The following is a 12450-nucleotide window of genomic DNA, read 5'->3' on the forward strand; positions in this document are numbered from 1 at the left end:
ACGGTGTATGCACGAGTCAAAAAAACCATTACCAGAAAAGATTTGAGTCCGGTAGGGTGCGTTAGGACTATCGTCCTAACGCACCGCAAATTTCTGGCGGTGCCGTACTCTCACCGAATACACACCATACACCCTTAGTTTTAGCCATCAGTCAACAGTTAACAAACAACCTCTCAGATTTTTCCAGCACAAACCCATCTATTGCGTCCTTGTTCTTTAGCTTTATACAAAGCTTTATCAGCTGCATCAACTAACTCTTGAGCGGAACTTTTAGCTGTTGGGATTTGAGTCGCCACACCTAAACTGACGGTGACAAAATATTGAGAGTTATTCTTTTTGGTATGAGAAATTTTTAATTTTTCAATAGATTGATGAATCAAGCTAGTTACTTTTATAGCACCTGATTCGTTTGTATTAGGCAAAAGGACAATAAATTCTTCACCACCATAACGAGCTAGTAGATCGGTAGGACGCTTTAATACAATTTGTGCGGCACGAGCAACTTGTATTAAGCATTCATCCCCTGCTATGTGTCCATAATAATCGTTATAATCTTTGAAATAGTCAATATCAAATAAAATTAAAGATAAATAATTTCCACTTCGTTTTAGTCGATTCCATTCCTTTTCTAAAAATTCATCAAAACAACGACGGTTAGCTATTTTAGTTAGACCATCTAACTTACTAAGTTTTTCTAACTTAGAATTTGCCAGTTCTAAAGCATGATTCGCTTGGGCCAGTTGATTAGCATGGAAGTGGGATTGCTCTAATAATTCTGAATGTTCTAAAGCTACATTAAACTGAGCTGCTAATTGCCTAATAAATTTAATTTCAAACATATTCCACTCGCGCGAACCAGTGCATTGATGAACGCATAATAATCCCCACAAAGTTTTTCCTTTCATGAGAGGTACAACAATTTGTGCCTTGATTTGAAATTGCTCTAAGAGTTGAAGATGACAATCTTGTAGCCCAGCTTGATAAATATTTGAGAATACCTGTATACGGCCTTGGTGATAAGGAACTGCATATTTTTCACTAAAACAATGATCCTTCACTTTGATGCCAATCACTGAATCGCAATCGGGCAATACATTCTCAGAGACAAATTCGCCAGAGATATAGTTTGATTTGGGATCGAATCGAAAGATGACGACCCGATCTGCACGAAGAGCTTTACGAACTTCTCGTACAGTTGTCTTAAACAAAGTGTCTAAATTCAGAGATTCACGAATTTCAGCAACTAAATTAAACAGAATCTCTTGCTGCTGGTTTGCTGTATGCAGTTCTGCTGCTTTTTGTTCTGCTTGAGCTAAGAATTCTGCCTGTTTAACTGCAAATCCTAACTGCGTTGCAATCTGAGACAAAAACTGTATTTCTAATTTTTTCCATTCATGTGGCTGTGAGTGCTGATAAGCAGCCAGTACTCCCCAAAGTTTTTTTCCTACAAAAATTGGTGCAGTTGCATAAGCTCGAATATGGAACTGTTCTAAAATTTCTAAATGGCATTGGGACAAGCCTATTGAGTAGACATCTGAAACTACTAAAGTTTCATTATTACGATAACGTCCACCTTGATGTTCTTGTAAATAAGAGTCATTCCAAAGTGTATTTTTTCCTAATGTCTCTACATCATCCCATCCAGGCTCTGCAAACTCAAAATCGTTGACAAATTCTCCACCCCAGTTATTATGGAAACGATAGACGGCAATTCGTTCAACGCGGAGTAACTTGCAAGTTTCCTTAGTGGCTGTACGAAAAATTGTTTCTAACTCTAGAGAAGCCCTGATTTTACTAATAACTCTATAAAGCGCCCTTTCTTGTTCTTCTAATTGCTGAATTTGAATGTTTTTTTCATGCAATTGAGCTATTAAATCGCTAACACTGGGTTGTCGTAAAAGTTTACACAATAAATCAGCAGATATTTTAGTGATGTTATGTAACATTTTGTTCCCTATAAAAAATGATAATTTAAATTGTTTTATTTATAAAAAATGAAAGTAAACACTATCTTCTGTAATTGTTTTATATTAACTTATACCAAACCTTTGTTTAAGTTTAACTCTGCTACAACTCATTCTATTAAAAGATTAAATTAAAATTCAAAGCATAATACTTGCTGTTTATTACTGTTAGTACCCCATTCCAAACAAGTTAAAAATAAGTAAATTTTGTTAATGAGATAATAGTTTTGTTGCAATTAGCACAAGTGTTACTTAAAGCGATACCACAAAGTAGATATGGAAGAAAATACTGATAATAGAGAAAAACTGTTGATGCTTGCCCCAGCTGACGTTTAAAATAGGTATTCAAGCGGAGGAAATAAAAGCTTGAAACTGATATTGGTAGCTCCCAACCCATTGTTGTGTGCAGCCTTTCAACAGAATTTTAATTACTTACCCAATGTAGAAATAGTGAATAACTATTTCGAGTGGTTGCCAGATTTTGATTGTCTGGTCAGTCCTGCGAACTCTTTCGGAATGATGGATGGTGGCATAGATGCTGCTATTATCCGTTTCTTTGGTCGTTCGCTGATGGCAAGAGTGCAGCAGCGTATTCTTGAGGATTATTTGGGCGAACAGCCTGTGGGAACATCTATGATTGTGGAAACAGGTCATCACAAGCATCATTTTTTGGCTCATACACCAACCATGCGAGTTCCCATGATTATTGCTGGGACAGATATTCCTTATATAGCAATGTGGGCGATGCTGCTAGCAATTCGGCGTCATAATCAACACGCTAAGCAAAAAATTAACACCATTGCCTGTCCTGGATTGGGTACTGGAATAGGAAGAGTCCCATATACTGAGGCTGCTAGACAGATGGCTTTAGCCTACGATCATTTTTTGTATCCACCCAAGCGTCTCAATTGTATAGTTGCAGCCGAAAGACAACTTCAGATATGGGAAGGAGATTCTAGGTAAAGTCTCAAAAAAGACCCTGGTGTGGTATCCTGCTGGGGCGATCGCTATTCTCAACGCTATGCCAAATAAACACTTCTATCACATTGGCTTCGGACAAGATGATTTAGGTTCATTGCTTCCCACCATAGCCCTATTATCTGGCGACCCAGAGCGATCGCGTCTCATTGCCCAAACTTATTTACAAGATGTACGTTTGTTGTCAGAAAATCGCGGACTCAATAGCTATCTGGGATTTTTACCTAATGGTCGCCCCATTTTATCTGCTACTAGTGGTATGGGTGCGCCTTCATTAAGTATTGTTGTGAATGAGTTGGTACAAGTAGGCATTCGGCAAATTATTCGCATTGGAACTTGTGGTTCCATTCAACCCCATATCGCTGTTGGTAGTGTTGTTATTAGCAATGCAGCATTGTGCCGCCAAGGTGCGGCAAATGATATTGCACCTGTGGAATATCCAGCCGCAGCCGACCCTTTTCTCACAGTTGCCTTAGTTAAAGCCGCGCAAGAATTAAAGGTTGACTATTATTTAGGAATTACGGCATCAGTTGATACTTTTTATGAAGGACAAGAACGCACTGATTCCGCAAATCCAAATTTAATGCGATCGCTGCATGGTATTACAGAAGAATATCGACGATTAAATATCTTGAATTATGAGATGGAATCCGGCACGTTATTTAAAATGGCTGGAGTGTATAATTTTGCTGCAGCAGCTATTTGTGGCGTACTTGCTGGTCGTACTGTCAGTGAAAATATTATTTTAGAACAGAGAGATAGTGCTGTGAAAAATGCGATCGCCACTGCTGTACGCGCAGCAACAACAATATTTGAGCCGGGTAATTAATATAGGACTCATATTTGATTTGGAGAAATACACGTAGTGGACTGACACGACTAAAATGATGCAATAGATTTTTGAGGTATTGAAAAAAACCAACGTTTTTGATTTTTGCTAATGCACCAAATTAGCTGTGTCAGTCCACTACACATACTTAAATTTTTTCAATAATAAAATTGGATTCCTATATTTGATCCTCGACGTAAGAAACCAAAGCAAGAGTTTGAAGATTATCGTGATGTAATAAAGTCTGTTAAAAACTTGGGCGATCAAACAATTTTGATTATTATTGATGAATGGTCAAGAAGTTATTAGAATCGTAGGTTGGGTTTCACTTCGTTCAACCCAACAAACTCCGAAAAAAGTTGGGTTTCGTTACTCAACCCAACCTACACAGGTTAAGCTTTTTGGTTCTAGCTGAACCGCATTGGAATATGCCAATGTCTAACCCCGCATCTGTCGCAATGCATCAAACGCCTTACCTCGTAGGGCAAATGGTAACAGCGATAACCCTAAGCCAGTCCAAGCCTTAGCAGTCGAATAAGATTTTCCTGCTAAAACTAGTTCTCTACCTTTTTGCATTTCTCCCTTTTCGATTAAACGCAAGCCTAATAATAACTGCGTTTCCATTAAACGATTTTGTCTAATTTTTTCTAGTTTTTCAGATTCAAAGTTATAACTTTCTAAATACTGAACTTTATCAAATAAATATGGAATAGCTCTATTGATACCTTGCTGTTCTGCGTGGCAACGATATTCCATCAGCAATTCTGGTAAATAATAACCTTTTTTTCCAGCTAAAGCCAGCCGCACAAATAAATCATTATCCTCGCAATTTTGCATATTGGGCAGCATAAATCCTAATTCTTGAAGTGTCTTACGCCGAAATAATGTTGCTCCAATTTGAAAGCTTTGATCGATAAATACAACTTCTAGAAGATTATCTACTACACCTGCTGGTAAATTCTTTCTCCCCCAGCGATGAGAATTTTCCTGAGTTTTTACCTCATCTCGGATGTTGTTAATATCAATTATCCAATGGTCTGTACCAACAAAATCAATACTAAAGTCTCGGTCAAGAATAGCTGTTGTATTTGCGAGAAAATCAGGTGTCAGTCGGTCGTCATCATCAAACTTCATAAAATATTCACCGCTGGCAGCATCAAAACCAGAGCGCATATTATTGCTTTTTCCAATATTTTGTGGATGACGAATATATTTAATCCGATGGTCTGCGTACTCAGACATTAACTCAGGTGTTCCATCGCTAGAACCGTCATCACAAACAATTAATTCAAAGTCTTGCTCTGACTGATTAAGTACGCTGGCGATCGCATAAGGCAGTAGAGAGATACGATTAAAAGTAGGAATACAAACAGTAATTTTAGGCATATTTAATAAATTGTTGATATTTACTCAGTAGTACAATAATTGCGATCGCTGCTTTATGAGCGATTATTCCCAAATCTAATGTTTAATTGTATACACATTTTTAGGAATTGAGTATTGGCTCCTCTAGCAACGTCAAGTACTGGCGTTGTCTAGGTTTTATGTAGCAGCATTACCTAACGTTGGTTAAGAGCGTTATAAAATAGAAATAAAGTTTATATACATTAGGCTAATTAAGCATAATTCCCCATGACCACTTCTAAACGCCACTATCACATCACTACTTTCGGTTGTCAGATGAATAAAGCTGACTCAGAGCGCATGGCTGGCGTAATGGAAGACATGGGCTTTGAATGGTCAGAAGATCCAAATAATGCAGATGTGATTCTCTACAATACCTGCACAATTCGAGATAATGCCGAGCAAAAGGTTTATTCCTACCTTGGCAGGCAAGCCAAGCGCAAGCACGAGCAGCCAGATTTAACCTTGATTGTTGCTGGTTGTGTTGCCCAACAAGAAGGCGAAGCGCTGTTGCGGCGCGTACCGGAATTAGACTTAGTAATGGGACCGCAACACGCCAACCGCCTCAAAGATTTGCTGGAATCAGTGTTTGAGGGTAACCAAGTTGTAGCAACCGAGCCGGTTCACATTATGGAGGATATCACCCAGCCACGACGAGATAGTAAAGTCACTGCTTGGGTGAATGTGATTTACGGTTGTAACGAACGCTGCACTTACTGTGTAGTTCCTAATGTGCGCGGTGTAGAACAATCTCGCACCCCAGAAGCTATTCGCAAAGAAATGGCAGAATTAGGACAACAAGGTTACAAGGAAGTTACTTTACTCGGTCAAAATATTGACGCTTACGGCAGAGATTTGCCAGGAGCTACACCAGAAGGACGGCATCTCCACAACTTTACAGATTTACTGTATTACGTCCACGATGTGCCAGGAATTGAAAGGATAAGATTTGCTACCAGCCATCCCCGTTATTTTACTGAAAGGCTAATTCGGGCTTGTGCTGAATTACCCAAAGTTTGCGAACACTTCCACATTCCCTTTCAATCTGGGGATAATGAAGTTTTAAAGGCGATGTCGCGGGGTTATACCCATGAAAAATACCGCCGAATTATTGATACAATTCGGCGATATATGCCAGATGCTTCAATTAGCGCCGATGCAATTGTGGGATTTCCTGGGGAGACAGAACAACAGTTTGAAAATACTCTGAAACTGGTGGAAGATATAGGCTTTGATATGTTGAATACAGCCGCATATTCGCCACGTCCAGGAACACCCGCTGCTTTGTGGGACAATCAACTGAGTGAAGAAGTAAAAAGCGATCGCCTACAAAGATTGAATCATTTAGTAAGTATCAAAGCAAGCGAGCGATCGCAACGTTACTTCGGACGCATTGAAGAAGTTCTAGTAGAAGACCAAAACCCCAAAGATAAAACTCAAGTCATGGGGCGCACAGGCGGTAATCGTTTAACCTTTTTCACTGGGGACATCAAACAATTGAAAGGCCAGTTGGTGAAGGTAAAAATTACTGAAGTTCGGGCTTTTAGTTTGACTGGTGAACCAGTTGAAACCAGACAAGCTTTGTCTGTCTAGGAAAATACGATATTTGCTCTGAAATTTGGGTTTGGTCATAATTACAATTCCATATTTGCTTCATCTAGAGACGCGCCTTGATGCGTCTCTGTTTTCATCTGTGCCTCTGTTGTATTCGGCTTTTGTTGCTGACGTGGCACTGGTTTTTGCTGTCCAAAACCATCAAACAAGTCATCAAGCTTGACAGTTAAACCCAAATATGGCCCACCAGCCGATCGCGTTCCAGAAAAATCCCTATCATCGACTTCACCAAAAACATATCCAGCAGAAAGGCGCAAATTAGGAGTCAGGTAGTAACCCGTTTCCAGAACAAAACCTGTCTCACTGTAATTAGATTGACCAATCCAGCGAGCCTCACCAACTAAATCCCAGCTATATCCCAAACGATAAGTAGCTCGTAATTGTGCCAGATTCACTGTACTAGTACCAACTAAATCGTTAGCCAAATAAGAAGTACTGTTACGCAGAGCATACTTACCGTAGAATTCCCATTGCCAGTTAGGGGCGTAGATAGCTTCTAAAGCAAAAGTATGGTCTTGGGAACCCGTACCACTACCTAAGAGAATCGTCTCAGGAATAATCGCTGGATTTTGGCGATATTCATAACGTAATAAAGCATTAAATTTATCACTGTGGGGGTCGCGATAAGCTAAACCCACCTTCAGATTAGCGGTATCTGCCAATCCTGAAAGTCTTTGATTGGCAGAATTTGCTTGTTGATAACGTACCAGAGCCGTCAAAGATGGAGAAATTTTACCTACTGCACCTGCGGTAATTACTGTATTACTGCCGCCAGAAGAAGAGCGATGCTCGTAGCGGGCACTTGCTTGAAACTGCGGATTATCGCTGTATTCCAAGCCAACGCTGTAACTATCGCCACCATCAAATCCAATGGCCGATGCAGCTTGACCATAGGCGTAGGGTTGGGGATATTGTTGACCGGCCGCAGTCCGGTTGAAGAAGTTACCAAATACGTGTTCGTAAGCTAAATTCAACCGCAATCCACGAGCAATAGTCCAACGGTTATTTAAACCGATCGCACCTTGGGTAGTCAGTTCATTGGCGCCACCCAAAATTGAGTAACGACCAGTTATGGTAGTATCTCTGCCAAGTTTGTGTTCGCCGTTGACATTCAAGCTGGTGATGGAGTTACCAGACAATTGACCGCTACTGTAAAACTGTTGAGCGAGACTGACATTCACACCAGGAATTACCGCCCAATTCAACCCGAAGATGGTACGGTCTGGATAAACACTATCTTTTTGTGAAGATAAGCTGAGTTCGTTTTGGGCTTGGAAAGTCAGGTTTTTAGCGATGGGAACTGTGAAACGCGATCGCAATTGATCGGAATTACCACTCAAAGCATCGGGTGAAATGCGGTCTTGGCGATCGCGATGAATCCAATCGAGATCGAAGATGGCGCTACCCAAGCGTTGTTGAATCCCAGCAGTAATTGTCGTCAGGGAATTATCAACTTTACTCCCTGGTATAGCGTCATTACGAGGTGCAAATAATTCTTCAAAAGTATCTAGCGGTTGGGGAGCAATGCCAAAATTATCTTCATGGTCGTATTGCACCCTGGCATTAGTACTTGGACTCAGTTTAGCTATAACCTGCGCTCCATAACGAGTTTGTCCCGGTACAAAGCTGATGGTGGCATTATTGGCAAAACCTGTATCGGCAAACCGATAATAGGCGCGTCCTTGAATCCCATTAGCAATTTGTCCTTCAGCTTCTAAACGATAGGCATCACCCCTAACCTTTCCCACAACATCAGAATCATTACTCGAATGGGCGTATTCTGCAATTAGTTTACCCTTGTCACCTAGAGCAATCAGCGCATCTGCGCCATACAGTTGAAAATCACGCACACCCTGATTTTCTTGGACGTAGGTTGCTCCAATCCAGCTTTCTCGGTTAAGTTCGCGGGAAAGATTATATTGCAAACGACCAGCAAAGATATTGCTATCAGAGTCTTCACTTTCATATTGATAGCTAACAACAATCCGACGTACCAAGACTTGTCCGGTTTCATCGATATCGGTGCGAAGAATAGGTTCGCGGAATAATAGGGTACCGCGATCGTAGTCGATTTCGTAGTCTGGGCCTCGATTTAGCTGTTTGCGTTCCAATACAGTTCCAGGACGATTTAGTTCCTCTAATTCAATAAAAACATTTTCGCTCCCTGGTTGTAGGAGTCTGCGAGAGAGGAAATAATAACCACTAGTACCATCGGGAGCAATGGTATCTCGTTGGAATCCTTCTAGGTTATTGCCATAAAAACCTGTAATTTGTAAATCGCCTAAATTGTAGTTAGCTTTAAAGCCGTGGAGTTGGCGAGTGATAGAAGTAAATTGCTGCGATCGCCGCGCAAATTCTTCTGTGTTATAGTCACCCCACATGGCAAAATCAGGGGAAGATCCAGCTATACCGGTGGAACGCTCAAAACGCAGAAACACGCTGTCAATGGAAGGAGCCACCACATCAACTTTTGAGCTATCGCCATAGACAGGATAGTTTTGCTCGCTAAACTGGTAAGTTCTAAACAAGCGATTATCGCAGTTACAATCTTCATTTAAGTTACGAGAACTGTTATATGCGCCTGTAAATAACCACTCCCCGATGGTACCCGTGGCAAATATCGCAGAATGGAAATCTAATTGCGTTCGATTGTCTTTGTCGGGAGGGATGAAATCACGTAAACTGCCATAATAATTTGTACCTCTAGCACCCAAACGTAAATCTATGACCCCAGTCAGCAAACTTGGACGCAGAGCCGTTTCAAATTGCAACTGGGTAAAGGCTTCTAAATTATTAACGATCGCTCTAATTGTGACAGTTTCCGCTTTGAGTTGCGATCGTAACGTTGCTGTAAATTGCCCCCCTTTGGCCTCTACTTGAAATCCAGGTTCATCGGGTTTAAAATCTTTCTCCACAAAGTCCCCGGCAGTAGGTATCAAAGTGACAACAGCATCATAATTAGAGCGATTGCCACTTGCATCGAGCAGTTGACCTCGGATTGTAGCCGTAGAACGTCCATCTGCTGGGATACGAGACTCAACAGTTTCTAAAGTTAATTGCTGTGGTGCTCCTCGGACTGCAACCTGAACCGTTGCAGGCGCTTCTGTTCCCCCAACTACCTGTGCAGATATAGTATTTTGACCTTCTTGTAACGAAACACCATACCATGTCTGCTTTACTAAGTTAGTACTCGCATCAGTTTCCGTCCGCCCCACCAAGGAAGGATCTACCAATACTCCATTTACCCGTAATTCCACTTGATTACCAGCAGGAAACTGCACAATTATCGTAGTAGCTTGTACATCTACAACACTGTCAGCCGTCGGAGTCAAGATTTTGATTCCTGTAGAAATCGGTGGAGGTGAAGACACAGGCATATTTTCATTCGCCCCTTGTCCCCTCGTCCCCGCGTCTCCCTGTCCCCCTAGCACATCCCCATTAGCAATTTTGCGTAACCCTTTAGGTAACTCTATAGAAGTTGCTGGTTGAAATGGTTGTATTTCCCTTGGAGATTGGTCTTTCTTGTCTTCTATTCCTGCAATTTTGCGTAAACCTCTAGGCAATTCCACAGAAGTTGCTGGTTGAAATGGTTGTATTTCCGTTTCACTGGGTTGGACAGTAGCCGATGCTAGAGAATTTGAGGCCAATTCAACAACTCGAAACTCCTGTCTAGAACTTGCCGACAAACCAGAAGAATTTAAGCTTTGGCGAATTATTCTCCTAACCTTTGCGCCTTTGCCTTGAAAAGTTCTGTTCGCCGCCAGCCAGCGCAACCTACGGGAAACCGCAGAAGCATCTACAGACTTTTCGCTGCGTCTTTGCGCGATATTTTGAGATATTGAATCACCAACCCCAGAATTCACATCCATACTTTTTTCAACCACCTTATTTTCAACCGCTCGATCTTCGACACCCTCCTGTGCTTGCAAAAACAGGTTTTCATTGGTGATTTTTGCTTGGACTATGGCAGGATACAAAAAGAGGCTGAGAGCTACCGGCATCGCCCCCATCAACCTCAAGTTGAAAATAGTGTGCAGTCTAGGTTTCATTTTTTGACTGTTTCCTGAAATGTGGGGGTGACACCGAAGTTCATACGTACCAACCCACCTGGTTCTAAATGCACTAGGCGAGATTGGCTATTGCGCTCGCGGAATTTTTTATTGGGGGCTAGGGCATAGCCAGCTACACTACTGAGGTCTAGAACACCTGTGTGGTATCCAGGTAAGACATTAGCTAGAGAGAACAAACCATTCGGATCTGTAGTGATGCGGTTACCATCTTCTAGAAAAACCACTGCATTGGGTATTCCAGGCTCACCACGCTGCTGTTCGCCATCAAAGTTTTTATCAATAAACACCCGACCGATAATCGTGCCACAATCAGAAACGATTCCGGGACGAATTTTCAGTTGGTGTGTTGCTGGGCCATCCTTAGTGCTAAAACGGTTATCAATTCGTTGAGCATTAACGATCGCACTGTTGCGACCATTACCACGCATAGCATCGGCTGTTAATTGAGCAGCGTAGGCAATATTCAAGACTTTCCCTGTGGGAATCGTCATGTCTGTGCGGAATATCACCGTATTTCCGTTCCGTTCCGAGGTGATAGGAACTGCTGTACCATCCATCTCTCCCTGTACAGATTTTGGCAAGAAATGGAATCCTAAAGGGAGGTTGTCGGTGATAACTACATTGTTTAAACCAATATCAGCGAGATTTTTTACTGAGAGGCGGTAGATTACCGTATCTCCAGGTTCAGCAGTAGCGCGATCGCCTGTTTTAATAATCTGCAACTGATTGGCTTGACACAAATTTGTAGTAAATTCAAAGGCTAATAAATCCAATCCCACTGTTTCTGCATTGGGAACTAAAATAACTGTTTGCTCTACTCTGGTTTCGCCTGTAAGACTGATTGGTTGCCCATCCAAAGAAGTAGCGATGTATCGCACGACATCATTACTATCTTTGGAAATAATTTCAATCTTGACGCGCCGTTGTCTGTAGATAGAATTTGATGGTGGATTGACTACAAAAATATAGGTTCTACCCGGCTCGGTTTGACCTTTGTTTGGATCGAGTAAAAAACTGTAGACACCAGCAGGATTATTTGTAATGAAATATGGGTTACTATTTTCAATATTTGGCGATTTTCCCCCAGGCACATTGTTATTAGGAATATCCGGTAACTCTGTACGAGTCAAAGCAGCTAAACTGCCCAATTCTGTGCCCGTCGGGTCGCTAGGGTTAAGTTCGTATACCCCAACTGAAAAACCTGTATAGTCGGGTAAAAGCGTACCAGCACAACCTAAAATCCTTCCTAATGGGTCAAGTAATGGGCTAGGAGTAACGTTAAGCTGACTAGAACTTCCTTGATATTGATAATTACTAGCTGGGTCTGTATAAGTATAAGTAGCTTGATTTGTGATTGCGGAAGATGCAACTTGACTATTATTTTGTTGGGCTGTCGCCGATCTAGGTAAACTAGTATATAAAAAACTTCCCAGCAGAAGACTTGCTGTTAATCTTTGCCACCAGCTACTACTAAAATTAATTTGTTTTTGTTTTTGAGGACGGCTCACTGAACGCATCTCCTCTCGATGGCAAGCTTATTGTTAATAAAAAAATAGAATTCAGGAGTCAGAATTCAGGAGTCAGAATTAGG

At 41.4% G+C, this 12450-nt stretch carries 7 protein-coding genes; 3 read left to right on the forward strand and 4 right to left on the reverse strand.

From position 1 onward, the window contains the following. Nucleotides 1-173: 173 nt before the first annotated feature. Nucleotides 174-1946 carry a diguanylate cyclase domain-containing protein gene (locus NSTC745_RS31270; protein ID WP_445634480.1) on the reverse strand — a complete coding sequence of 591 codons (1773 nt, stop codon included), beginning with the start codon at nt 1944-1946 and terminating at the stop codon, nt 174-176. A 384-nt stretch (nt 1947-2330) separates the two neighbouring features. Here NSTC745_RS31270 and NSTC745_RS31275 point away from each other — a divergent pair, with 384 nt between their 5' ends. Both NSTC745_RS31275 and NSTC745_RS31280 read left to right on the forward strand, forming a co-directional pair. Next, nucleotides 2331-2927, forward strand: a complete 597-nt coding sequence (locus NSTC745_RS31275; protein WP_445634481.1) for a macro domain-containing protein — start codon at nt 2331-2333, stop codon at nt 2925-2927. Nucleotides 2928-2985: 58 nt separating this feature from the next. Then, nucleotides 2986-3771, forward strand: coding sequence for a nucleoside phosphorylase (locus NSTC745_RS31280; protein ID WP_445638728.1), 786 nt, complete (start codon nt 2986-2988; stop codon nt 3769-3771). Between the two features lie 438 nt (nt 3772-4209). Here the strand turns inward: NSTC745_RS31280 and NSTC745_RS31285 are convergent, their stop codons facing one another. Continuing rightward, entirely contained in the window at nt 4210-5157 is a 948-nt protein-coding gene (locus NSTC745_RS31285; protein WP_445634482.1) for a glycosyltransferase family 2 protein, read from the reverse strand. A 246-nt stretch (nt 5158-5403) separates the two neighbouring features. Here NSTC745_RS31285 and miaB point away from each other — a divergent pair, with 246 nt between their 5' ends. Continuing rightward, entirely contained in the window at nt 5404-6768 is a 1365-nt protein-coding gene (miaB, locus tag NSTC745_RS31290; RefSeq protein ID WP_445634483.1) for a tRNA (N6-isopentenyl adenosine(37)-C2)-methylthiotransferase MiaB, read from the forward strand. 41 nt (nt 6769-6809) lie between these two features. On the opposite strand, the gene NSTC745_RS31295 is transcribed toward miaB, so the two are convergent. Together NSTC745_RS31295 and NSTC745_RS31300 are read right to left on the reverse strand one after the other, a co-directional pair. Next, nucleotides 6810-10838: a TonB-dependent receptor gene (locus NSTC745_RS31295; RefSeq protein WP_445634484.1), complete on the reverse strand. Its 4029-nt coding sequence runs from the start codon at nt 10836-10838 to the stop codon at nt 6810-6812. Further along, entirely contained in the window at nt 10835-12376 is a 1542-nt protein-coding gene (locus NSTC745_RS31300; protein ID WP_445634485.1) for a hypothetical protein, read from the reverse strand. Before NSTC745_RS31300 ends, NSTC745_RS31295 begins: the two co-directional genes overlap by 4 nt. Between the last annotated feature and the right edge of the window lie 74 nt (nt 12377-12450).

This window comes from Nostoc sp. DSM 114161, assembly GCF_052692665.1.

Bases quoted from the DNA above. Each gene is read 5' to 3' on its own strand.
- NSTC745_RS31270 (WP_445634480.1), bottom strand. From the start codon at position 1,946: ATGTTACATAACATCACTAAAATATCTGCTGATTTATTGTGTAAACTT.
- NSTC745_RS31280 (WP_445638728.1), top strand. From the start codon at position 2,986: ATGCCAAATAAACACTTCTATCACATTGGCTTCGGACAAGATGATTTA.
- NSTC745_RS31285 (WP_445634482.1), bottom strand. From the start codon at position 5,157: ATGCCTAAAATTACTGTTTGTATTCCTACTTTTAATCGTATCTCTCTA.
- miaB (WP_445634483.1), top strand. From the start codon at position 5,404: ATGACCACTTCTAAACGCCACTATCACATCACTACTTTCGGTTGTCAG.
- NSTC745_RS31295 (WP_445634484.1), bottom strand. From the start codon at position 10,838: ATGAAACCTAGACTGCACACTATTTTCAACTTGAGGTTGATGGGGGCG.
- NSTC745_RS31300 (WP_445634485.1), bottom strand. From the start codon at position 12,376: ATGCGTTCAGTGAGCCGTCCTCAAAAACAAAAACAAATTAATTTTAGT.